Below are 23,411 nucleotides of genomic sequence, written 5' to 3'. Positions count from 1 at the left end.
AGGTTCTGCCGCACAAGCACGCCGGGATGACCGGGTGACGTCGCTTCATCGACGCGTGTCGGACGCGGCGGTGCGGTCGGTGCGGTCGGGGCGGTCGGGGCGGTCGGGGCGGTCGGGGAAGAAGATCTCCTCGATGGTCAGCTCGAAGATGTCCGCGAGGGTGAACGCCAAGGGCAGGCCGGGGTCGTACCGTTCGGTCTCGATCGCGTTGATGGTCTGCCGCGATACCTGGCATCGGTCGGCCAGGTCCGCCTGGCTCCAGCGACGCTCGGCCCGCAGAGTGCGCAGCCGGTTCCTCACCGATGCAGGCGGGTGCGCACGTCCGCGACGGCGAACCAGATCCCCACGCCACCGATGACGATCGCCTCGCTGAGTGGGCGCAGCCCGACGATGTCGGTGGCGTCGAGCAGGACGGCGGCCTGCAGACCCACGAGGACGGCGGCGAAGGCGATCGCCATGCTCTCGAGCTGGATCTTGCGCTGATACTCGTCGGCCCGGCGGAAGGCCCGCACCAGTACCCACACGATGGCGAGGGTGAAGGCGGCGGTCGCACCAAGCCACCAGCCCTTGTCGGCGGCGCTCTGGTCAGGCGAGCTGCCCAGCGCAAGCGCGATCATCCCGAGGAGAGAGACCGGGATGCCGTCGATCATGATCGCCCTGCGGGCGTCGCGCGTCATGTTGTCCTGGCGAGTCTCGTCAACCATGACCCGAACGTAAAGCTCGCTTTCCATCTAGTCAAGCTCGCTTGTCATCCCTGCGCGTCGCCCGACCGCGGCCGCCTGGGTGGACGTCGCGGTGCTGGTCGGTGCGAAGCGTTGCGGCGAGGGCTGAAACCCGGGCGTTTCCTTCTGGAGAGGATCTCCACCTTCGCCGGGCCTCGGTCAGGCGTGCACTGGTTGCCGCCCCTGTTGAGCCAGGCGCGGACGGCGCCGTTCGTCGGGTCGACGACGAGGTAGTCGTCGAGGCCGTCGCCGGAGATGTCGGCGAGGTGGACCTCCACCGGGAAGCTCATCGCGACGCCGTAGGCGACAAGCTTCTTCGCGGACCACGAGTTGTCGAAGCCGCCGAGGTTGAACCAGCCGAGGAGCAGGTTGTTCTGCCCGGGGTCGCGCGGGACGTAGTCGGCGCGGTCGTCGCAGTTCATGTCCGCGAACACGGTCTGCTCCGTGACGGCGATGCTCCCCTGCGGTTTCGCGATCACGCCCCTCGCGGCCCAGCCGCCGATCTTCACCTCCCTCGCGGTGTTCGTAGCACAATTTTCCGGATTCGTGGGTCCACACGCACCTTCATCCCTCCGCAATCCTGTTCAGGAATGGGCTCGGGGTACCAGACCAGGAGACTGCGAGGAACTCGCGGGCACGGGTACAGGCCACGTGAAGGAGACAGAGTTCACGCAGTATGTCCTCGGTGTACGCCGTCGGATCGGAGGCTTCCGGAGTGACAGCCCGCAAAAGTGGAACCGTGCGGGCCGAGACGTCGATGACGGCCATGGCACGATACTCCAGCCCTTTCATCCGGTGCATGGTGCCGATCTCGACACCCCCACGCCGCTGCCGGTCAAGTGGACTTGGCTCGATTCCAGCCTCGCGGAGTGCGCTGGCGACGTCGTCGGTCATCCTGCGGGTGCGAGCCGCGACGCCGATCTCGGCTGGCCGTACGCCCCCGTCAATCCAGCCACGGACCGTCGACACAAGGCCGTCAAGCTCGGCTGCTGTCGTCGGATAGCCGTGCGCGGCAGGGTCCTGCACGCCGCGGAACGCCGAGCGGTAGCCCTCCAGGCTGTCGGATCCGCCGTCGAGATCGTCCACCGCCCGGCCGTCCAGCAGAGCCACGGCCCAGGTGAGAATGCGCTCGCTGGTCCGGTAGTTGAGCCGTAGGCGATATGACCGACCGCGGACGTTGATGCCGACGGTGGTCAGCGCGACACTACGGTCGTAGATCCGCTGATGCGCATCACCAACGATGAACAGATCGTTGGGGCGGTCGGGAACCAGGGCGCGAAGGAGCCGCCACTGCACGGGATGCAGGTCCTGCGCCTCGTCAACAACGACGTGGGGAAACAGGTCGCCGGCAGCGCCGCTCCGCACGTATCGGACCGCGTCGTCCGCGAGCTGGTAGAAGGTTCGTGCGCCTGACTCGCCAAGCAGGCCCAGGAAGTGCTCGACGGTGTTCCAGACCCGGAGACGCTGCTGTCTACCCAGCGGCTGCGTCCTTCCGGTTCGCGGGACCGAGAGGTAGTCGGCAGCCGTCCGCGCCCCCCGGGCCAGTACGACGTTCTCCCATTCCGTGCGGAGCATGGCCGGGCTGAACTGTGTGCCCGTGGCTGCGGCAGCGGCGGTCCAGTGCTGTGTCAGGACTTCGTCGTCGCGAGCAACCACGGGCGGCGTGCCCTCGACGTCGCTCACGATTCGGTGCGCAAGCGCGTCGACGGTGGTGACCTCGATCGAGGAGCGGGTGTCAGCACCAGTGGCCGCGTCGAGCGAGGCCAAGGCGGCCCGGAGGTCGTCGGCGAGGGTCCGTACGAATGTCGTGACGAGAACAGGCCGGCTGTGGCTGGCGGGCAGCCTGCGTGCGAGGTGGTGGGCACGGTGCAATGCGACGACCGTCTTGCCCGTTCCCGCCCCACCGGTCACCCGAACCGGTCCGGCGAACTTCTCCCGGTAGGCGATCCTGCGCTGGGTCGGGTGCAGAAAGATCCGCCAGAGCTCCAGTGGGTGCTCCAGTGCATCCTGCAGCTCCCGGGCACTCTGCGGCACGAAGACCGTCGGCGAGGCGAGCGGTGAGTGTGGGACGCCCGTCGCCTCGCTGCTGGCGGCCCCGTTCCCGATGCCCAACTCGGCCCGCACCTCGCGGACGGAGTAGCCGGCGGCGAGCATCTCAAGCACCTCGTGCTGGCTGAGCGGGATTGCCCTGGACAGCAGGTCGAGGTCCGCATCGGTTCGTACCCGGCGCACGAGGGGCATGCTGCCGGCGTCGATGCCGAGTTCCAGAAGCACGGCATCGTCGTAGACGTCGTACACGCCTGGCTGGGGATTTCCGGCTGCGGGGGGTAGCGACGACGAGGCCTTCCGCACAGCGGCAAGGTCCACGATCTCCACCTCGCGCGTCGCAGAGTTGATCGCGAACGTGTGGTTCGCCAACCAGGTGTACGCCTTGTCGTGCTCGAGGACGTCGAACAGTATGTAGTGGTCTCCCTCCACCGGAGCCATCACAACACCCCGCCAGAACTTCGTGACCCGGATCGTCCGTCCGCGGTCGTCCGCGATCGCGTGCGGCTTCTCGAGGTGAAGCCCGGCGATCGTGCTCTCCTGGAACTTGCCGAGCAGGTCGGGGATTCGCTTCTGAACCTCCTTCGGTAGGTCCGGAAGGCGTTTGAAGAAGCTCTGCGCAAAGCCGAGCGAGGCCATGGGCACTCCCGAGTACTCGATCCGACGCCTCGAGACCGAGCGCGGACAACCTGCACCAGCGCGCCCGAGGAACCGTTGCACTCCGCACCCGACGCACACCGACGCGCGACGGCGCACATAGTAGTCCGAGATACCCGGTCTGCGTCCGTTCGGCAACCTGCACTCACAGATCACAACGATCGGCGGCACAGCACTCGACAGCACGACACACCACCGCCCCGTGCCGTCGCCATCCGCTTCACTTCATGCACAGACGATGACTAAGGTGTGTAAAAGGGGGATGTCCGAACCGCCACGCCATTCGTTCGCAGAGGAAGATCGCCAGGTGGCGGTGGCGCCCTGTTTCCGCAGGACGCTCGCACGGCGGACAGGGGACAAGGCTGCCCGGGCCAGGCACAGCACAGACGAGACACGGGGGAGTCGGTGGGTTCCAGGGCGGATGATCGACGGAAGATCGTCGAGTATCTCGGGCGGCAGCTTGTCGGGCCGGTCGGCGGCGACGACGAGGTGCTGCTGGAAGAGCCCGCCGGGCGCTATCTGACCGCCATTCTGTACCCCCAGGAGCAGGAGCCCTCTCCCGGCGAGGAATCGAGGTCGGCAGTTGATCCCTCGGAGGAGAGTGACGAGCAGGGTGGTCAGATCGGCGAGGAGGTCGACGAGGACCCCCTGACGCTGGCAGGCCAGCACAAGCCCAGCTCCGCAGGCCTGAGTTTCATGATCAGCGACTGGGCACCGATCGTTGTCGAGGTGGAGTTCGCCCGCTATGTCGCGGACGGCGGTACACCGAGACGCTGGGCCCGCCGACCGGTTCGCCTCGTCGGCGATGACGCACTGCGACTGGTCCCACCCGGTCCGGCCGATCGCCGGCGCACTCTTCATCTCCCGTTCCTCGACGGCCGGGCCAGCATCGACGCGGTCTGGCGGCCTCGGGAGAACGGGGGCGCCATCGTCACGGTGTCACTCGTCAACCGCTCCAGGGCCTCGACCAGGGCGGAGGACGCCGCCGGCTGCCTGCTGCAGGTGGTTCTGCGGGCACGGCCCGGGACGGGCACGATCCGGGCGTATCCGAACGCACCGCATCTGTACGGCGACGACGAGGCCCAGGAGCTGGAACTCCTCTACCGCACCGCCCCGACCTACGCCGTCGGTCACGGTGTCGCCGCGGCCTGGTCGGGTGACGGGCGCGAGACTCCGGAGTGGGTGCACACGTCCTACGTTCCGGCGCATGTCGTTCCCGGGATCTCGTTCAGCGTGCCCGGTCACGAGAAGATCCTGGATCTGGCCATGCTCGCGAGGTTCGAGAGCGCCGAGGCGATGGAGCTGGTCGGCGCGCTCGACGCGTTCGTCGACAGCTACGACGGCTGGGCCGAACAGCTTCGTTCCCGGCTGGATACCGGCGACGTGCCGAGCCACCTGCACCCCGCGGCCGGCCGTCTCCTCCACGACGTGGACGAGGCCCGCCGACGCATGCGGTCGGGAGTGCGCCTTCTCGAGTCGGACCGGACCGTGCGCCGCGCGTTCGCACTCGCGAACCGGGCGATGCACCGACAGATCGTCCACCGCGGGAAGGATCTCGCCGGTGAGCCACACGAGACCTCCGACCCGCCCGTGGTCAACCCGGACTACCCCGAGAACACGCACTTCTGGCGCCCGTTCCAGCTCGGCTTCCTGCTGCTCACGCTGCACGGGGCGGCTATTGATGACAGCCCGGACCGAGAGATCGTCGACCTGATCTGGTTCCCCACCGGCGGTGGGAAGACGGAGGCGTACCTCGGTCTGACGGCCTTCATCATCATGCTGCGACGACTTCGCGACCGCGACGAGGCCGCCGGCACCACAGTGATCACCCGGTACACACTGCGGCTACTGACGACGCAGCAGTTCCAGCGGGCGGCGACGTTGATCTGCTCCTGCGAGCTGCTCCGCAGGGAGGACCCCGCGGCGCTGGGCCACGAACCGATCTCGATCGGGCTGTGGGTCGGCAACGACAACACCCCGAAGGACTACCGGGAGGCTCGACAGCTGCTGGAACGGCTCCAGGCGTCCGAGACCGTCGACACCAGCTTCCAGATCGAGCTCTGCCCCTGGTGCGGCACGAGGATCGTTCCCGGGGAACGCTCCGTGGACCACCGGTGGGGTGTCGTGGCGACCAACAGCGCCTTCCTCGTGCGCTGCCCGAACGAAGGCTGCTCCTTCCACGACCGGCTGCCCATCTCCTCCGTGGACGAGGATCTCTACGAGCACCCGCCCACGTTCCTCGTCGGCACCGTCGACAAGTTCGCCCGCACGGTGTGGGATCCGCGGTCGGGTGCCTTCTTCGGATCGGGTGACCACCCCGGGCCGTCCCTGGTCATTCAGGACGAGTTCCACCTCATCTCCGGCCCGCTCGGCACGATGGTCGGCATCTACGAGGCCGCCTTCGACGTCCTGATGTCGCACAACGGGGCCCGGCCGAAGTTCGTGGCCTCGACCGCGACGGTCCGACGTGCGCAGGAGCAGACCAAGGGCGTCTTCGGACGGGAGGTCGCACTGTTCCCGCCCGCCGGTCTGGAGGCCGACGACTCCTACTTCGTGCGCACGGACCGCGAGGCGCCAGGCCGGCTTTACCTCGGCATGATGCCGCAGGGGCACACCCCGCTGACGGCACTCGTCCACCTGGCCGCGGCGCTCCTGCAGAGCCCGGTCGACGTGGAGCTGACGCCCGACGGTGCAGACCCGTATCGGACCCTGGTCGTCTACCACAACAGTCTTCGCGAGCTGGGCAAGACGGTCACCCTCGCCCACGACGACATCCCCGCCCGGGTGAAGGTGATCGCCGTCGACGAGAACCGTCTCCGGCCGCTGACCGACGACGACGTCGTCGAGCTGACCAGCAACGTCCCGGCGCGCGACATCCCGAAGGTGCTGGAGCGACTGGGCAGGTCGCACGACGAGCCCGATCCGGTCTCGCTGGCGGCGAGCACGAACATGCTGTCCGTCGGCGTCGACGTCCCCCGCCTCGGGCTGATGGTCATCGTGGGGCAGCCGAAGACGACAGCGGAGTACATCCAGGCGAGCAGCCGGGTCGGTCGTACCCACCCCGGGCTGGTGGTCACGTTGTACTCGCCGTCCAAGCCGCGCGACCGTTCCCACTACGAGGCCTTCATGGCCGATCACACGAAGCTCTACCGTTCCGTCGAGCCGACCTCGGTGACGCCTTTCTCCCTGCCGGCGCGGACCAGGGCGCTGCACGCCGGCCTGGTGATCCTGGCCCGGCACGCCCGCGGCTGGAGTGGTGAGCTCGACGCGGCTGCCTTCGACGGAGACGACGCCGACATGACGCAGCTCATCGACCAGCTGACGGAACGCGCCCGGGCAGCGGACGCCAGCGAGTACGAGAAGGTACGCGAGGACCTCCGGCGGCTCGCGGGCGAGTGGACGACCAGAGCTCTGGGGCTGGCGACCGCGCAGCCCGGACTGACCTACGCGCCCAGAGGCTCGAAGAACCCGGGGCCGGCCCTGCTGCGTCACTACGACCAGAAGGCCGAGGCCTGGCCGACTCTCGATTCCATGCGCAATGTCGATGTCATGGTGAACCTTCGGATCAGGGGGGAGAAGTGACGGTTCGCAGGGTCCGCCGGTCCCAGACCGTCAGCCCGTTCGGCGTCGGGGCGATCATCGACGTGCTCGGGGAGTCCTTCGTCGCGGAGGACGCCAGCCAGTGGCCGTGGCACGACGTGATCCCGATGCCCCGCCTCGCCGAGATCCTCGGGATCACGGAGATCGGGGTCGCACCGGCGGACGGCCGGGTCTCCTACTACCGCTTTCCCCGGTGGCTCTTCTGCCCGGGATGCCGCCGGATGGAGGAGTGGAGCCCCTCGCGGGAGAAGAAGAACACTGTTCCGGACTGCGCCTACTGCCCGAAGCGGCGACTGGTCCCCATGCGGTTCGTGGCGATCTGCGGCAATGGTCATCTCAGTGATGTCAACTGGTGGCGCTGGGCGCACTCCAGCAGGTTCGGTACTGGCGGTGGCGCCTGCCGGGGCAGCCGGTTGGCCTTCGAGACGAGCTCCGGCGTCGGGGGTGGCCTGCGTTCCACCCAGGTACGCTGTCTCAGCTGCGGCGCGGCCCGTTCGTTGGAGGACCTCCCGACCAAGGACGCGCTGCGGCGCGTTGGACAGCAGTGCTCGGGCCGCCAGCCCTGGCAGATCGCCTCCGAATCCGAGAACTGCGACCAGCACCTGCTCGCCGTGCAGCGCGGAGCATCGAGCGTCTACTTCCCGCGCACGGTGTCGGCGATCGACATCCCTCCGGATTCCGACTGGAACACGCGGAATGATCCGGCGAACTGGCTGCGCGAGAACGGCGACTTCCGGTGGCTGGTGGAGCATCCCGGTCATCCGCACTGGGCGGTGCGCCTCGACCTGCTGTCCCAGGACACGGCACTTCCGAAACAGGACATCAGGAAGCTGCTGGACCAGGTCGAGGCGCAGGAGGATGTCGCGCCGGTCGTCCGCACTGAGGACGACATCGCGCCCGGCGAGTGGGATGCACTCACCGAACCGCCGGCGACCACCGATCCCCGTGACTACTTCCAGGCCACGGCGACGACGATCGACGCGGCCGCAATCACCGGCGAGCTGAACGCCGTAGCGGATCAGCTCCGGTTTCAGGTCACCGGGGTGACCCAGGTCGAGCGGCTTCGTGAGGTGCGGGTGCTGCGCGGCTTCCAACGACACACCCTGCAGCAGGAGGTCCGTGCGAACCTCCGCTCCCGCACCGGGTTCCTGCCCGGGATCGAGGTCCTCGGCGAGGGGTTCTTCCTACGTTTCAACGAGGAGGCGCTGGCCGCCTGGGAGCAGCGATCCGATGTGTTCGCCCGCGCGCACAGACTCGCCCTGCGCAAGGTGGCTCGGCCCGAGCTCGACTGGCTGTCCGAACCGACCCCCAGATACCTGCTCCTGCATACCTTTGCGCACCTTCTGCTGCGGCAGACGGCCTTCGAGGCCGGCTACTCGACCTCATCTCTACGGGAACGCCTGTACGTCACCAATCCGAAGGGGGGCGGCCCACGGATGGCCGGTGTGCTGATCTACACAGCGGCCGGCGACTCCGAGGGCACCTTGGGCGGGCTCGTCCGGCTCGGGGAGCCGGAACGGCTCGTCCGACTGATCGCCGGCGCGTTGGCTGCCTCCCGCTGGTGCTCGTTCGACCCGGTGTGCGGCGAGTCCACCGGCCAGGGACCGCACGGTCTGTCCCTCGCCGCCTGTCACGCGTGCTCGCTGGCGCCGGAGACCAGCTGTGAGGCCTCGAACCGGCTGCTCGACCGCAGCATGGTCATGGACGAGGAGTTCGGCTTCTTTCGTCACGTGCTCACCACGATCGAGGACGCCTACGGCACCGGAACCCCGTGACGGCGACCGCTGTGCTCGCCCCCGGCGAGGACCAGGCGTTCACGCCGGGTTCCCGTCTGGTCATCGCCACGCTGGGCTCGGGAATGGCCGCGTCGGCCGTTCGGGGCGCCAGGGCACTCTCCCTGGCGCAGCATCGGGTGACGGTCGTCGCCGAAACCTCGCTGCTCGTCGGCCACCTGCGGCACCTGCTGCCACCCACGGAACGTGGCATCGAGGTCAGGACCTTCCACTCCTTCTTCCCCCGGTTCTGGCGCGAGCTGTTCCGTGAGCAGCCCCCCAGCTCCGAGCGCTTGACCTACGACTTCCGCGCCTGCCTCGACCGGGTCTTCGACAGGGCGGCCCTTCCTCGCGTCGGTCGGCATGTCATCGTCGTCGACGGCACTCGGCTTCCCCGCGAGTTCTACCTCCTTCTGCGGGCTCTGGGAGTGTCCACGACGGTCCTGGTGGAGGCCGACTCCGGACTTGGCGAGACCTCCGACCGAAGGATCCGGTCGGCGCTGGGAGACCCGCCAGCGGTTGCGCTGCCCGCCAACCGGAGGAACACAGTTCCCGTCGCCCGGTTGGCCAGTCACTTCCGCGTTCAGGCCGGTTACGCGGAGGCGGCGCCACCAACCAGGGACGGCGCCACACCTGCGCTCTGGCACACCTCGGACCTGGCAGGCCTGGCCAAGCGGCTGCACGACTACCGCAGGCAGCATCCCCGTGCACGGATCGGCGTCCTTGTCCAGCAGAAGGCACAGGTGGACGCCGTCCGCGGCGCGCTGGCCCAGCACACCGCCGACGGGGTCCAGTTCCAGCACAGCGGCCACCCCCGACAGCCCGGCCAGGGGATCGACCTGGCCAGCCCGGGGCTGAAGGTGACGACCTGGGCGTCCGCGCGAGGGATCGAGTTCGACACCGTCGTCATAGCGGAGCTGCAGGACATCACACTCGACGCGTCATCCCCGATGCTGGCGGCACTGTTGGAGTACCTGGTGACCCGGGCACGCCGATCAGTCGTTCTCGCCTACTCCGGCGAAGGCGAGCCGCGGGTGGTCCGTGACCTTCCGCTGCTCCTCCTCGACGACCAGCGGGGCAGGCTTCTCGACACTGCCGATGTGCCTGAGCCCGAGAGCCCGGTCTCGGACGTCGAAACCGACGCCGACCCTCACGACCCCCTTGCGGAGGAGCCCCCCGCCGAGGAGTTCGCCCCGGAGCACGCGGAGACCGCACTGGCGGATCTCCCAGCGGATGCCGTCACAGCGGCGCTGCGCGTCCTGGACGACGACACAGTGCGCCGACGCCCTGACAGGTACATCCTGACCGCCACCGAGGAGGTCGGCCTGGCGATGCTCATGCGTCCCGGCCGGCCGCTCCACGAGGAGCTGGGAAGAGATTTCCGCAGGCAGCTGGGGCCGACGGACGAGCGGGCGCGAGCACATGACGCGCTGGTACTGCACAACCAGAGGCTGGTCCACTCCATCGCGCTGAAGTACGAGGGGCAGGGCCTCGAACTGGAGGATCTATCCCAGCACGGAATGATCGGGCTGCTGCGGGCCGTCCAGAAGTTCGACGCGACCAAGGGGTACAAGTTCTCCACCTATTCCACGTGGTGGATACGCCAGGCGATCACCCGCGCACTGGCCGACGAGGGCCGACTCATCCGACTGCCCGCGCACTTCGTCGAGAAGGTCAACAAGGTTCGGCGGGTCCTCGGTCAGCTGGGGATGTCGGTCGATGGTGCTGACGTCGTCACCGTCGCGGCTGCGGCCGGCCTGTCCGAGCAGGAGGTCGAGCGGTGCCTCCTCGCGCTCCATCAGCGCGTGGTCGGGCTCGACACACCGGTCGGCGACGGCGGGGACACCGTCCTGGGTGAGCTCGTCGGCCTTCCCGCACCGCCCGACACTGATCCGGACACGGTTCTCGACCGGAAATGGCTCCGGATGGCCGTTGCCAGGAGTCTTGCCGAGCTGAGTCCGAGGAACGCCGAGGTCGTCCGGCTGCGCTTCGGTTTCGATGACGGCGAGCCCCGGACACTGGAACAGATCGGGCAGGTCTTCGGCGTGACCAGGGAGCGCATCCGCCAGATCGAGAAGAAGGCTCTGGAGCAGCTGCGGGAACCACTCCGGCAGGTTCGTTCCGACAACGCCGTTGGCCCGGGGCCCGACCCTGCGAAGCCCGAAACCGCAAAGCGCCCGTCCCCTGTCCGAAGAACCGTCCCGGTGCCGGAACCCGCACGAACGACCACCGCAGATCCCGCTGATGCCCGGGACTCGTCTTCCCGGGAGTCGACGTCGCTGACGACGCTCTCTCCCGGCGGGGAGCCTGGGAGGACTCCGACGCCCGCCACCGAAAAGCTGCCGGAGCCGGCCCTTCCTGTGCCGGTGGCTTCGCGGGATCCGTTCCTTCTCACTCACCCGGCAACACAGGACCACGGCACGGAGACGGTGCGCGCCGACGGGCTGGTGGCTCACGTCCGGCCCTATGTCCTGCCGCATCCGTCGAGGCTGGCGGAGGAGGACTTCGCGGAGGCCGGTGAGCCGTCGACCTGGCGGCGGGCACAGGGCGTGTACCTCGTGTGCGATGGCCGGTTCTGGTCACTCGGCGGGTGGCTGGGCCTGCCGGACCTCGTTTCCGACCCGGACTCGGATCTCGCTCGCATCGAGGTCGAGATCGAACCGTCCCAGCTCGATGCCTGGACCGACAGCGAGGCAGGAGGGACGCCCATCGTCCCGGCTCCGCTGCAGAGGGATGTGTCCAGGCTTGCGAGAATGACGAGAGGGCTGTCGGCCGATGTGTTCCGGCGTCATCAGGCCTCGCCCGCGTAACTCCAGATCGGACGGCAATGAGCACTGAGATAACCGACTTCGTCGTCGAGCTCCAGCAGTGGGTGTACGAGAAGGCCTCGTCCGACGACCTCATGCTGAAGAACGCCTTCGTCCAGGTCGTCGGCGAGGCCCTGACGGAGGACGGCACGCTCGACAACCCGGAGTTCGTCCCGTTCCAGAAGTCGTGGAAGAGGCACACCCTCGAGGTCGCCGGCTTCGACATCAGCACGGACGGCTCGATACTTCGACTGCTGGCAGTTCATCATGGCGAACAGACCGTGAGGAAAAGTCAGGTAGACCAGCTCGTCCGCTGCGCGATCAACTTTGCCGACGCCTGCCTTGCCGGAATGCCCGACGAGCTGGAGAAGTCGGCCGGGCGTGACATGGCCGAGCGCATCCGTGACTGCTGGGCGGACTTCGAGCAGGTCCAGATCATCGCGCTGACCGACGGTGCCGTCGGAAGGGCCGGGGTCTGGGCCACCGACCTCAGCGTCGACAACCTGCCGGTCACGACCCAGCTCTGGGACCTCACGCGGCTGCACCGCCTGATGACCTCCGGCCGCCGCCAGGAGGAGATCGCCATCGATCTTCTGGAGATGGGCTACGAGATCCAGTGCCTGGAGGCACCACGGCAGCCGGACGAGTACGAGTGCGTTCTGGCCGTGCTGCCGGCACAGCTCATCGCCGAGCTGTACGACCGCCACCACAGCAGGCTGCTGCAACGTAACGTGCGGGCCTTCCTGCAGGCGCGAACAAAGGTCAACAAGGGCATTGCCGAGACCATCAGGAACAACCCGGGCCGGTTCCTCGCCTACAACAACGGCATCTCGGCCACGGCCACGGCCATCGAGTTCGCTTCGGGAACCGACGGCCGCAGGATCATCACCAGGATCCGCGATCTCCAGATCGTGAACGGCGGCCAGACGACGGCCTCGCTGCACGTTGCCTTCAAGGCCGGTGTCGACAGCCTGGCCGACGTGCACGTGGCCACCAAGTTCACAGTCGTCGGCGACGCTCTTCTCGACGAGCTCGTCCCGAGGATCTCGATGTACGCCAACTCCCAGAACGCGGTCACCGCCGCTGACTTCGAGGGCAACAGCGCCTACCACGTCGAGATGGAGAAGCACTCGCGGGCCATCTGGGCGCCGGCGTCCGGTCTCGCGGAACGGCAGACCCACTGGTATTACGAACGGGTGCGCGGGCAGTATGACGTCGACCGCGCGCGGTACACCAAGCAGTCGGAGCGCAAGCAGTTCGACCTGGACAACCCGAAGAACCAGAAGATCACGAAGACGGACGCGGCGAAGTACGAGTACGCCTACCGGTGCCAGCCGCACGTGGTGAGCCTCGGTGGCCAGAAGTGCTTCCAGGAATGGTCCATGCACGGTGAGCCCAGCACGAACGACATGCCGACCGACATCGCCTTCCGCGACCTCGTCGCCAAGTCGATCCTGTTCAACCGCGTCCGCAGGATCATTCAGCAGCAGGGCTACAGCGGCTACCTCGCCAACATCACCGCGGTGACGATCTCCCTGATCGTGGACCGCTTCGGCGGCAGTATCGACCTCGGTCGCATCTGGCGGGCGCAGGCTGTGCCGGAGGCCCTCGAAGGCGTCGTCCCCGAGTTGGCCACCCAGGTACGCGAGACGATCACCAATCCGCCCGGCAACGGGAACATCACCGAATGGTGCAAGAAGGAGGCCAGCTGGAACGCAGCCCAGACGATCAGGTGGACTCCGCCCGCCGATCTTGTGGCCGCGCTGGCAGTGCCGACATCCGATGCTGCCTAGGCCCGGCGGTCGGTCTGGCAGTGGGTCCGGCGGTGAGCGGCCGGCCCAAAGCCCCAGCGGGACCACCGGAACCTACGGGGTCAGGCTGGTTCGAGGTCCGTTCGTGCGGCTGGAACCACATGTCGACAGCTGCGGCGACGTCCGGGAACTGGAGGCGCTGGTCACGCGGCTGCGAGCGGAGGATCCGCACCAGTTACTGGTGGCGGACCTGTTCTCCGGCGCCGGCGGCCTGAGTCTGGGGTTGGAACAGGCTGGGCTGCGGGTCGTGCTCGGCGTCGATCACGACCCGGAGGCGACCGAGACGCACCGGCATCACTTCGCCGGCCTCACCCTCGACCAGGACCTGTCCGACCCGGGCAGGGTGGACGAGATCGCGGGCCTGATCCGCTCGCTGCGCCTGGATGTGGTGGTCGGCGGGCCGCCCTGCCAGCCCTTCTCCCGCGCGGGCCGATCGAAGATCCGGCACAGGGTGCGCCTCGGTCTGGCGGAGTCCCATGACCGACGGCGCGACCTCTGGGAGTCGTTCCTCGCGATCGTCCGTCAGGCCGAACCGGGCTGCGTGCTCATGGAGAACGTGCCGGACATGGCGTTGGATCGGGAGATGTTCATCTTCCGCACGATTGTCCACACGCTGGAGGAACTCGGCTACGCGGTCGAGGCCCGCCTCGTTGACACCTACCGCTACAGCGTCCCGCAGTCCCGTCAGCGACTGATCATCGCGGCAATGCGTACGCCGATGCGGTTTCGCTGGCCGGACGACACCGGCAGCCGAGTCACGGTCTGGAACGCCATCGGTGACCTGCCCGAGGTCGAGGGCGGCTGGCGGCCGCCGGGCGGTCCCTCCGGCTGGTCGGAGTACTCCCCCACCCACCAGTCGGGCTTTCAGCGGGAGATGCGGGCGAAGGTCCCGTCCACTCAGTCTGACCGGGTGTACGACCACATCACCCGCCCCGTCCGCCCGGATGACCTTCGGGCATTCGAGCTGATGGATGAGCGGACGCTCTACTCGGACCTTCCGGAGGACGTGAAGCGGTACCGGGACGACATCTTTGACGACAAGTACAAGCGGCTCGGCGAGAACGATCTTTCGCGAACGATCACCGCACACATCGCAAAGGACGGGTACTGGTACATCCATCCGCGGCAGAGCCGCACGCTGACCATCCGCGAGGCGGCTCGGCTCCAGACCTTCCCCGACCACATCCGGTTCGCGGGACCGCCGTCCGCCGCCTTCCGCCAGATCGGTAACGCCGTGCCTCCTCGCCTGGGCGAGCACCTCGGCCGGGCGCTGGTCAGAAGCATGACGACAACCGCCGAGCCCCAACCGACGACGAATGAACTCGCCGGTCGCCTGGCTGCGTGGTTCGCCAGCCGAAGCAACGTCGACCTGCCCGTTCCCTGGTTGGCTGCCACGACACGCTGGCAGGTCGTGGTGGGCGAGACGCTCTTTGACCGGGTTACCGCCGACCGGATCCGTCTCCTCTGGCCACTTTTCGCACGCTGGCAGACCCCGGCCGCCACCGTCGAGGCCGAAGCCGAATTCCGTCTGGCCTCCAGTTGGATTGGCCGTGAGCACCGCGCCGAACGGCTGCTGGAGGCGGCGCTCTGGCTGACGAGGAATCCGTCCGCCCTCGACGCACCGGATCCCACCGGCCGGATCCCGCATGTCACGGGATCTGTTTTCGACCTTGCTGTGCTGACAGTCCCATCGACGGACAGGGACGCGAGCCCGGAGCCGGTCCTTGTCGGCAAGGGGGTGCTGCGGTTGGCCGCCCGTCACGACGGAAGCGATGTCGACCATCGAAACCGCCTGTCCGACGGTCGGCTCGCCGTAGCCCGCCTGATCGGAGGTCCAGGCACCGCGCGGCACGCACACCTGGCGCTCCTGGCACTCGCCAGTTCCGTGTGCCGCCCAGCCGCCCCGAGATGCACGGAATGCCCGCTGTCCACCACGTGTCGGCGCACGGACGGAGATACCGCCGAGGCCCAGACGTCGCTGGTGCCTTCCTCGCAGGGAAGGACCGAGAGGTGACCGAAACAGGTCCTGGCCGGGACACCGCGAAGACAGGGACGTGGACCGCGACACGGGAAGGCAGCCACCTGCGGGGGCGCCGAGCACGGAACACCACGCCCGAGATCGCGCTGCGCAGGGCGGTTCACGCGCTTGGCCTGCGATTCCGCGTCCACCAGACGGTTGTGCCGCGCTGCACGCCCGACTTCGTGCTCCCCCGCTGGCAGCTCGCGGTCTTCGTGGACGGCTGCTTCTGGCACGGTTGCCCCACCCACGGGATGAAGCAGTACCGCGGCCCGAACGCCGACCTCTGGCGGCAGAAGATGGAGACGAACCGCAACCGGGACCGCCGAAACGACGCAACGCTCGCCGAGGCGGGCTGGAACGTCCTCCGGGTCTGGGAGTGCCAGGTCCGCCGTGACGTCGAGGAGTGCTCGCTGCTGGTGCTCAGGGCTGCTCAGGAGGCCCAGAGACCATCCGCTGACAGCGCGACGCCAAGCCGGGCCACCGCACGTTCGGCTTCCGCTCGGCCGTAGGCACAACCGACCTGCCTCAGCGGACAGGCAGTGCAGTCCGGAACCCCCGACTCACACACCGTCATTCCCAGGTGTCGGACGGCGGCCATCCTCAGCGGGGCCTTCTCCCCGGTCCCGACGAGTCGAGCGAGGTCGATCCGGCCGTCGGTCAGCGAGTTCTGCTCCTGGGAGTTTGTTCCGCGGAAGCGTGCAGCCACCCTGACCGTGCTCGTTCCCGCCACGAGCACGTCGTGACCCCGAAGCATTCTGAAGATCTTCGCCTGGGCTGGCTGGAGGTTCAGCAGCCGAATCACCTCGTCCGCGTCCACATCCGCGGGCAGGGTAACCCCGATCAGCGGGCGGAGCCTCTCCAGGCGTCGCCGAGTGCGGCGCGGCACCGCGTCCAGGCAGGCTGTGAAGGTCTCCTCGTCGAGGCTGTCCCTGTTCTGCAACAGGGCGAGTGCGGGCATGTCCTCGGCGGGAACAGGCTGAGGACGGGACAGCAACGCGCAGGCCACCGCGACCAGCGGCGTCATCATCCCACCAGGCACGGCCGTCCAGGCCTCGCTTCTGGCCAGGTCGGCAGCCCAGTCGGCGAGGCGCCCATGCACTTCCGGCCAGCGTGGCACAGGCGCGTTACCCGACGCCTCGCCGCCGATCAGGGGAGCCAGAGCCCGAGCCGCAGCCGCTCCGGCAAGCGGGGGAACCGCGTTTCCGATCTGTCTGAACGCATCGCTCCGGTACCCGGCAAACCGAAACCAGTCAGGGAAGGTCTGGATGCGGGCGGCCTCACGAACGGTCAGAGTCCGCAGTTCCTCCGGATGGATGTACCAGTAACCGTCCTTGGCAATGTGTGCGGTGATCGTCCGACTGAGTTCGTTCCAGCCGAGGCGGTTGTACTTGTCGTCGAAGGAGTCCGACCGATACCTCTTCATCTCCTCCGGGAGTTTCGAGTAGAGCGTCGCCTCGTCCATGAGTTCGAATGCCTTCCGGTCGTCATCCCGGACCGGGCGAGTGAAGTGATCGTGGATGCACCCCTCCGGTGCGCCATGCCGCATCGCCCTCGCGAACTCGCTCAGCTCCGCGCCCTTGTACTCCAGCTCCCGAGAGCCGGTGGTGAGACCCAGCGTCGGGAGATCACGGATGGCATCGGCGACTGTCACCGGCGGACCCTCGTGCGCGGGCGGCCAGGTGAACCGGTCGCCGTCCCTGCGAGCGAGCAGGATCAGGCGCCGACGGTGCTGGGGAACGCGGAACTTCCAGGTGTCGATGATCCGCGCTTCGGTGGCGTAGCCGCACTCCTCCAGGTCTCCGACGATCCGCCGCACCGTCTGGAAGTCATCGCCCAGCCCCATGTCCGGGACGTTCTCCATCAGCACCGCGCGCGGCTTCAGCTCGAAGACGACGGAGAGAAACGCCATCCACAGTTCGCGGCGCGGGTCGACCCGTGAACGCGTTCCCTGCGCGACCAGACTGCGAATCTTGCTCGCCCCGGCGCGGCTATACGGCTGACAGGGCGGCCCACCAGCCACCAGATCGATCTTCACACCGGCCAGTGATGCCAGCAGCTCGTTCCGTGCCGCAGGCTCGCTCAGGTCGAGCTGCACCGCCCTGCCCCGGAAGTTGGCCCGATGGGTCTCGACGGCGCGCAGGTTGTCGTCGACAGCCGTGACCACGGTCCAACCCGCCTGCTCCAAGCCCAGGCTAAGGCCACCGGCGCCACTGAAAAGGTCGACAGCGAGGCGCCGACCAGCTGACTGCTCGGCCCGACACCAGGCTGCAAAGTCCTCCTCGGAGGGACTCCCGGCACATGGCGGCAGACACAGGAGATCACTGCGCTCCAGCCGCACGCCGTAGGTAGCCACCCGCTCCCTCCCCCGGATACTCGGACCAAATCCGCCGCACGGACAGCCATCGACGCGTTGTAGTAGTTAACAACATCCGCCCCACCGCGGGTGAGGCGACTCCGTCAGAAGCGAACCCCCCATCACATCAAGCTCCCACCCACCCACAGTCTCCACTATCGAACACGCGTTCTGTCCACAGTCGGAGACAGTCCGAGCGAGGGCCACCCAGAGGCACCACCCCGCCTGGCCACCTCCGCGGACGCCAGTACGCCAGACAGCAACCACCACGCATGCCAACCAGCCAACGGCAGGCGAAACAACGCCCACGCTCGGCGCCTCCACAGCCATCCCGGCGCGAACGCGTACATGAGACCCTGGGGCTGCCCACATCGCGGTGACGAAGGAGAAACAGGGTGGCAGGCCGACGAGCGTACGAGGTCACTCCATCGGCGGCCCGACTCACCCGGTCCCTTCGAGATGTCGGCTATGACTTTCCCGCCGCCGTAGCCGACCTCGTCGACAACAGCGTGTCGGCCGGAGCCACCCACGTTCAGGTCGTAATCCGATTCGACGGTGTTGACTCCCGGGTCCTCATAGCCGACGACGGGGTCGGAATGAGTGAAAACGCGCTGGTCGAGGCCCTGCGTTTCGGCTCACGGCGCTCCTACCAGGAGAACGAGCTCGGCCGATACGGGCTTGGGCTGAAGACCGCATCCCTCTCGCAGGGCAGGTCGGTCACCGTCGTGACCCGACGATCGGCCTCCGCCGACCGCGTCTTCATCCGTGAACTGGACCTCGGCCTCGTGGAGGAGCTTGACGAGTGGCTCGTCGTCGTCCCAAGACGATCGGCCGAGCTCGACGACGCGCGCGAGCTCCTCGGCGCCGGCTGCGGCACGGTGGTCCTCTGGCGCGATCTTGACCGCGTACTGCCCGAAAGCCGCCCCGACGGGGGTTGGGCACGCAGGCGACTCGACAGCTACGCCCGAAAGACCGCCGATCACCTCGCCATCGTCTTCCACCGGTTCCTGGAAGGCCTGCCTGACGGCAGGAAGGTGACCATCTCGGTCAACGGAGAGAAGGTCCGTCCGTGGAATCCCTACGCGCCTGACGAGGAGCATCGACGCGAACTGCCCGCGCAACAGTTCGAGATCAGCATCGGCAGCTCTTCCGGTCTCGTGCACCTCCGACGCTTTGTGCTTCCCGCACGTACTCGCTTCTCGTCACCAGACGAGTTCGAACGCCTGTCCGGGCCGTTGAACTGGAACCGCCAGCAAGGACTTTATGTCTATCGCGCAAACCGCCTGGTCCAATGGGGCGGCTGGGCCGGAATCCGCGGTATCGACGAGCACACCAAACTGGCCCGCGCGTCACTCGACTTTGACACCTCGCTCGACCCCGCATTCAACATAAATGTCTCCAAGATGAGAGTCTCGATTCCACCGCAGCTCCGTCAGATGGTGAAGGCTTCGATCAACGAGCTGTGCACCGCGGCGAACGCCGCCTACCGCAGTTCATCACCCCACGGGAATCCTCCTCTACATCGCGAGAAAAACCAGAGGTCGTCAGCGTCGAGCACGGATCTGGCACTGGCGGGTCTTGCTCTTCGGTCAGCGGCAGTCCAGGCAGGTCATTACGAGGCCCTGGAGTCCATCCTCGCCATTATCCGCCGCGACGCCCCGGAGATCGCGGCCGCCCTTGGGATGGCTGCATCCGAATAGGAGAAGTCTGTAGTGCGGGTCCGCGGAGGGACTCCGCTTGAACCTGATTGAAGACTACCCGGCCAGTACTTCGCGTGTCACGGCTCGGTTTGGGAGACCGGGAGCATAGTTGAACCGGACTGGTCCGCGTTGTCGCTGTATCCGGCCCGGCGGATCTTCGCGTGGGCAGCAGGGCGCATACCTATCGCTCGCGTTGGCCGTCGCCGCTGACCGCCATCGGCCGGTGACCACCCGCACTGTGGGGCCCGGGACGAGCGATCACGGTGCTCATGGTCCGTGGTCTTCTGCGGTCTTGCCCTGGGCCGATAGTCCTGGACGGCGCGGTTGACGTAGCTGAGGAGTTCCGGGTTCATCCGGTGCAGTGCTCGGCGGTCGTACCAGCGGACGATCAGTTTGCCCAGGGCGAGCCAGCAGAGCAGCCCGATCGCGGCAGACAGGGCGCCACGGGTCAGGCCTGCGTCGGCCTGGGCGTCGAAGTACAGGATGGATGGCCCGGTCGCCGGCGAGGATCTGCCGCAGCGGCTCGGCCTCGCTGAGCAGCCGGAAGAAGCCGGGCAGCGCCTCGATGGGCACGGTCCCACCGGCCGAGGCCAGACCGGCGTAGACGAACAGCAGGAGCGCGACCAGTTGCCCGGGGGTGCCGAGTGCCGCGAAGAGCACGATCGTCCCGGCTGCGACGCTGGCCGCGCACAGCCAGGAGAAGACCCACAACAGCAGCGGATGAGGGGCGTCCATGCCCACTGCTCCGGCCCCGACCGCGATCATCAGGCCAGTGACGACCGCGGTCAACGCCGCGGCCATCACCCATTTGATCAGCAGGGTTCGCCAGCGGCTGATCGCTTTCGGCTGGAGCTGGGTCCAGCGGGGGCCGACCTCGGAGGTGCCGTAGCCGAGGGCCGCGTCCACCGTGGAATGCAGGAGCGTCCCGACGAGGAATCCGCACATGAGGGTCAGCAGGGCCAGGTAGAAGGCACTCAGGCCGAGCGCGCTGTTCGCGGGCGGGGGTGGAACTGGCTGATGGTGACCGTCACCGGGTTCGCCAGGAACGCCTGCGTCGCCGCGCCGCCAGCGCCCGCGCCCTCAGTTGCCGGGCCGTCAGTTACCGGGCCGTCAGTTACCGGGCCGTCAGTTACCGGGCCGTCAGTTACCGGGCCGTCAGGCGCTGCTCCGGTAGTCGCCGCGCCGTGAGTCGACCCGGTTCCCGCGCCGGTCGAGGCCCCGGCTGTCGCGCCGGCCGCCGCGGTGAGCTGAGCGCTGATCGTCCGGGAAGCGGCGGCGGGGGCGGGCTGCAGGACGCCGCTGGCCAGGCTCACTCCCAGCGTGCCGGCCCGCGGGTTGGTCAGCAGTTGGACCGATCGGTCTCTTGCCTGGGCCGCCGCCTCCCCCGACGCCCCAACTGCGGGCAGACCGGCCTGGGCCAGGAGCGACGCGGTGAAGCCGGGCGGGATCACCACGGTCGCGTAGGCCCGGCCCCGGCTCATGGCCTGTTCGGCCTCCGGCAGGGTGACGGGTTCAAGCCGTAGCCGGCGGGACACCTCCGGGCTCGCCCGCAGACCGGCCTCGATACGCGCACCGATGTCGAGGTGCTCTGCTCCCAGCGTGGCGCCGCGGTCGTTGTTCACCACCGCGACCGGCAGGCCACGCACATGGCCCAGCGGGTCGACCGCCGACGCGAGGTACAGCGCGGTCATCGCCGAGACGACGACCGAGGCCAGGATCAGCGGCAGCACCCACACCGCGCGTTCCCGCAGCAGGTCATGCACCCGACCGGGAAGTCGTCCCGCGGCGGCGGTGCGTCCTTCGGAGCCGACAGCCTGTCTCGATTCGCTCAGTCCCCGTGGGCCACCCGATATGTGGGCCGCCAGCAGCCACTGCGAGTACACCAGGGAGTACTGGACGATCTGTGCACGATTACTGAACCAGGCGATCCCGTTTCGGCCGCTCTTTGGCAATGGCGCACACGGATGCACGGCTTCCTCAGGTAGAGGAACATCGCGCAGACAAGCCGTCAAATGTCGTTGCGACTAGAACGGCCCCATCATCCAGGCAGTTTGGCCCGACGCGTTCCGAGCGGCCTGATGCGAATCGACCGATGTGGAATCGACTCCTGCCCTCAGCATGTCCTGTGGGGTGGCCCGCAGCCGCCGGACCGCTCGTCCGCGCAGGACGAGAGCCACGAAAACGAAGAGGAACAGGAAACCGATCAGTACGAGCCCCATGGCAAGCCTTCCCTCTACTACGGCTGAATTCGAGGTTTTCAGATCGGGCGGCCGAAGGCAACGGCGCGGACCGGAATCCGACAGGAGCCCGCCCGAGATCCGGGCGCGGGCAACCCCAATCTCGTGCACTGGTCGCCGATGTCCTCGACGGCGGCCAGGACCAACACGAACGCCGCTGGATGAGCTCGGCCCCGGGGCCTCCGGCCGCAGCCGGCGTCGCGTCCGAACACCGTCGCCCGCGGGGCGTGTGGGCGAGATTCCGCCAGGGTCCCGATCCTGGCCACCTGGGCCCTACAACGATCGGGCCCATCCCATGAGAGGGCATGAACGCGACAACCGTGATGTAATTCCGGCACTGACCATCCTCGACGGGAGGGGTGTTGAGCGGGATTGTCGAACCGCTGATCGCCTCGTTGGGAACTCTCGTCGGGGTGGCCGCCGGTGGGATCCTTGCCAACCGGGCGCAGACTGTCACCTGGCAGCGGCAGGAAGCCGGCCGCGAAAGGGACACCCGCCAGTCGATCTACGCCAGGTTCATCTCCTCGGCTCGCGAGTGGCGCGCCGTCGTTCAAAGTGATCAGGTCGTTGTCCGCGAGGGTGGCAACGTCGCCCGCGGGCGGCACGCGGACGGCGGCCCCGCGCAGGTGGAGACGCTCAAGCTGCAGATCGAGATCAGGCTGGTCGCCCGCCACCGGGAGACCGTCGACCGGGCCGCGGAGGTCGTCGACGCCATCCGCCAGGTCGCGAAGGCGCGGCCGGGGCACGATCCCGGGCAGATTCCCGACATCCTGATCGCGGCCTGCCGGCAGGCGGAGCGCGATTTCCTCGACTCCGCCCGAGCCGAGCTGGGAATCCCGCCGGTCGACGCAGGGCCCGGCCAGCCCAGCTGAATCTGACCGTGCTGGGCTGGGGCACATTGTGCGGGTGGGCGGCAGGAGCCGAACCAGCTTCAGGTGATCACGATTGTCGGCGGCGCCGGGTGGCCTGGCGTTGGTGGTAGCGGACCGACGGCGCCGAGGGCGTTCACGACGAGCGCGTCGGACGCGATATGGCGCATCATCAGCTCGGGGTCGTTGACGTTGAAGCCATGCTCGATGTCAGCCATGATGCTCCGGACAGCAGCCTCCTCCTGATCGGCATGCGGGGATTCGATCTCGGCGGGAGACCGGGTTTCCCCGACATCGGTGGCACCGACGGTATCGGCGGTATCGGCGGTATCGGCGGGCGCTGTGGTGTTCTGGCCGACGGTGATAAGCCATTGGCCGTCACGGCGACGCCAGACATAGCTCAGACGTCCCAGCTGCGGTGGCGACAGCGGCCGACCGTCGGCCGTGAGGTATTCCTGGTTGACACCGGTAAGCACGACATCTGGCGTGATGAAACTGATGTGCTCGACGTCGTAACGCACCGACAGGTCACCCGCGAACGCGCCGGGGAGGACCTGGCGGGTGAAGGCGGCAATGGCGTCGTACCCGATCAGGCGGACGCCGCCGCCGGTCACCCAGACCGCGTTCTCGTCGAAGAGAGCGAGCATGGCCTCGACGTCCTCGGTTCGCTGTGCGCGTTCAAGCTCGGCGACACGTGCCACGAGTTCCTGGGCATCAGCGACGGACGACTCTCGCGGGGCGATGGTGAGTGTCATGACCCGGAGTCCACTTCATCAAGTTCACTCGAGGTCAAGGCGAGAGCGCGACGGGCCCGCCG

16 protein-coding genes are annotated in these 23,411 nt (G+C 67.9%); 8 read left to right on the top strand and 8 right to left on the bottom strand.

All coding sequences use genetic code 11. The features are described 5' to 3' along the window. Nucleotides 1-45: 45 nt before the first annotated feature. Genes FREUN1FDRAFT_RS17150 through FREUN1FDRAFT_RS17135 form a run of 4 tightly spaced genes read right to left on the bottom strand, consistent with a single transcriptional unit; the run spans nucleotide 46 to nucleotide 3,407 of the window. The gene (locus tag FREUN1FDRAFT_RS17150; RefSeq protein WP_006541379.1) at nucleotides 46-300 is read right to left on the bottom strand and encodes a helix-turn-helix transcriptional regulator; all 255 of its coding nucleotides are present in this window, start codon (nucleotides 298-300) and stop codon (nucleotides 46-48) included. After that, a complete protein-coding gene (locus FREUN1FDRAFT_RS17145) occupies nucleotides 297-704 on the bottom strand; it encodes a hypothetical protein (protein WP_232295232.1) in 408 nt (135 codons plus the stop codon). Before FREUN1FDRAFT_RS17145 ends, FREUN1FDRAFT_RS17150 begins: the two co-directional genes overlap by 4 nt. Nucleotides 705-748: 44 nt before the next feature. Then, a complete protein-coding gene (locus FREUN1FDRAFT_RS17140) occupies nucleotides 749-1,231 on the bottom strand; it encodes a hypothetical protein (protein WP_006541377.1) in 483 nt (160 codons plus the stop codon). A 55-nt stretch (nucleotides 1,232-1,286) separates the two neighbouring features. Beyond that, the gene (locus FREUN1FDRAFT_RS17135; protein WP_006541376.1) at nucleotides 1,287-3,407 is read right to left on the bottom strand and encodes a UvrD-helicase domain-containing protein; all 2,121 of its coding nucleotides are present in this window, start codon (nucleotides 3,405-3,407) and stop codon (nucleotides 1,287-1,289) included. 423 nt (nucleotides 3,408-3,830) lie between these two features. On the opposite strand from FREUN1FDRAFT_RS17135, the gene FREUN1FDRAFT_RS17130 reads away from it, so the two are divergent. The 6 genes from FREUN1FDRAFT_RS17130 to FREUN1FDRAFT_RS41600 all read left to right on the top strand — a co-directional run bounded on the left by FREUN1FDRAFT_RS17130 (nucleotide 3,831) and on the right by FREUN1FDRAFT_RS41600 (nucleotide 15,944). Then, a complete protein-coding gene (locus FREUN1FDRAFT_RS17130) occupies nucleotides 3,831-7,007 on the top strand; it encodes a helicase-related protein (RefSeq protein ID WP_006541375.1) in 3,177 nt (1,058 codons plus the stop codon). Continuing rightward, complete coding sequence (gene drmB, locus FREUN1FDRAFT_RS17125; RefSeq protein ID WP_006541374.1) at nucleotides 7,004-8,800, top strand: DUF1998 domain-containing protein; 1,797 nt, start codon at nucleotides 7,004-7,006, stop codon at nucleotides 8,798-8,800. Before FREUN1FDRAFT_RS17130 ends, drmB begins: the two co-directional genes overlap by 4 nt. Then, nucleotides 8,797-11,607 (top strand): sigma-70 family RNA polymerase sigma factor, encoded by a 2,811-nt coding sequence (locus FREUN1FDRAFT_RS17120; protein WP_006541373.1) that lies wholly within the window; start codon nucleotides 8,797-8,799, stop codon nucleotides 11,605-11,607. The genes drmB and FREUN1FDRAFT_RS17120 overlap by 4 nt, the downstream gene beginning before the upstream one ends. Nucleotides 11,608-11,624: 17 nt before the next feature. Next, nucleotides 11,625-13,397: an AIPR family protein gene (locus FREUN1FDRAFT_RS17115; protein ID WP_006541372.1), complete on the top strand. Its 1,773-nt coding sequence runs from the start codon at nucleotides 11,625-11,627 to the stop codon at nucleotides 13,395-13,397. Nucleotides 13,398-13,500: 103 nt separating this feature from the next. After that, nucleotides 13,501-15,429, top strand: a complete 1,929-nt coding sequence (locus tag FREUN1FDRAFT_RS17110) for a DNA cytosine methyltransferase (protein WP_006541371.1) — start codon at nucleotides 13,501-13,503, stop codon at nucleotides 15,427-15,429. Beyond that, nucleotides 15,426-15,944, top strand: a complete 519-nt coding sequence (locus FREUN1FDRAFT_RS41600; protein WP_006541370.1) for a very short patch repair endonuclease — start codon at nucleotides 15,426-15,428, stop codon at nucleotides 15,942-15,944. The genes FREUN1FDRAFT_RS17110 and FREUN1FDRAFT_RS41600 overlap by 4 nt, the downstream gene beginning before the upstream one ends. Here the strand turns inward: FREUN1FDRAFT_RS41600 and FREUN1FDRAFT_RS17105 are convergent. Then, a complete protein-coding gene (locus tag FREUN1FDRAFT_RS17105) occupies nucleotides 15,866-17,773 on the bottom strand; it encodes a DNA cytosine methyltransferase (RefSeq protein ID WP_157474896.1) in 1,908 nt (635 codons plus the stop codon). The two genes, FREUN1FDRAFT_RS41600 and FREUN1FDRAFT_RS17105, sit on opposite strands and share 79 nt — an antisense overlap. Before the next feature lie 410 nt (nucleotides 17,774-18,183). Between FREUN1FDRAFT_RS17105 and FREUN1FDRAFT_RS17100 the strand changes: the two genes are divergently transcribed. Beyond that, nucleotides 18,184-19,488 carry an ATP-binding protein gene (locus FREUN1FDRAFT_RS17100; RefSeq protein ID WP_006541368.1) on the top strand — a complete coding sequence of 435 codons (1,305 nt, stop codon included), beginning with the start codon at nucleotides 18,184-18,186 and terminating at the stop codon, nucleotides 19,486-19,488. Nucleotides 19,489-19,755: 267 nt separating this feature from the next. Here the strand turns inward: FREUN1FDRAFT_RS17100 and FREUN1FDRAFT_RS43925 are convergent, their stop codons facing one another. Both FREUN1FDRAFT_RS43925 and FREUN1FDRAFT_RS43920 read right to left on the bottom strand, forming a co-directional pair. Beyond that, the gene (locus tag FREUN1FDRAFT_RS43925; protein ID WP_006541367.1) at nucleotides 19,756-20,433 is read right to left on the bottom strand and encodes a DUF3533 domain-containing protein; all 678 of its coding nucleotides are present in this window, start codon (nucleotides 20,431-20,433) and stop codon (nucleotides 19,756-19,758) included. Nucleotides 20,434-20,462: 29 nt separating this feature from the next. Further along, nucleotides 20,463-21,251, bottom strand: coding sequence for a YhgE/Pip domain-containing protein (locus tag FREUN1FDRAFT_RS43920; RefSeq protein WP_232295230.1), 789 nt, complete (start codon nucleotides 21,249-21,251; stop codon nucleotides 20,463-20,465). A gap of 836 nt (nucleotides 21,252-22,087) precedes the next feature. Between FREUN1FDRAFT_RS43920 and FREUN1FDRAFT_RS17080 the strand changes: the two genes are divergently transcribed. Next, complete coding sequence (locus FREUN1FDRAFT_RS17080) at nucleotides 22,088-22,597, top strand: hypothetical protein (RefSeq protein ID WP_006541364.1); 510 nt, start codon at nucleotides 22,088-22,090, stop codon at nucleotides 22,595-22,597. Between the two features lie 59 nt (nucleotides 22,598-22,656). Here the strand turns inward: FREUN1FDRAFT_RS17080 and FREUN1FDRAFT_RS40670 are convergent, their stop codons facing one another. Beyond that, nucleotides 22,657-23,349: an SgcJ/EcaC family oxidoreductase gene (locus FREUN1FDRAFT_RS40670; protein WP_006541363.1), complete on the bottom strand. Its 693-nt coding sequence runs from the start codon at nucleotides 23,347-23,349 to the stop codon at nucleotides 22,657-22,659. Between the last annotated feature and the right edge of the window lie 62 nt (nucleotides 23,350-23,411).

Origin of the sequence: Parafrankia sp. EUN1f (assembly GCF_000177675.1) — a bacterium.
Classification (GTDB): domain Bacteria; phylum Actinomycetota; class Actinomycetes; order Frankiales; family Frankiaceae; genus Parafrankia.
This window is presented reverse-complemented; position numbering and strand designations above follow the sequence as displayed.

Excerpts from the sequence above, each read along its gene's own strand:
- FREUN1FDRAFT_RS17145 (WP_232295232.1), bottom strand. The coding sequence starts at position 704 with ATGGTTGACGAGACTCGCCAGGACAACATGACGCGCGACGCCCGCAGG.
- FREUN1FDRAFT_RS17135 (WP_006541376.1), bottom strand. The coding sequence starts at position 3,407 with ATGGCCTCGCTCGGCTTTGCGCAGAGCTTCTTCAAACGCCTTCCGGAC.
- FREUN1FDRAFT_RS17115 (WP_006541372.1), top strand. The coding sequence starts at position 11,625 with ATGAGCACTGAGATAACCGACTTCGTCGTCGAGCTCCAGCAGTGGGTG.
- FREUN1FDRAFT_RS43925 (WP_006541367.1), bottom strand. The coding sequence starts at position 20,433 with ATGTGCGGATTCCTCGTCGGGACGCTCCTGCATTCCACGGTGGACGCG.
- FREUN1FDRAFT_RS40670 (WP_006541363.1), bottom strand. The coding sequence starts at position 23,349 with ATGACACTCACCATCGCCCCGCGAGAGTCGTCCGTCGCTGATGCCCAG.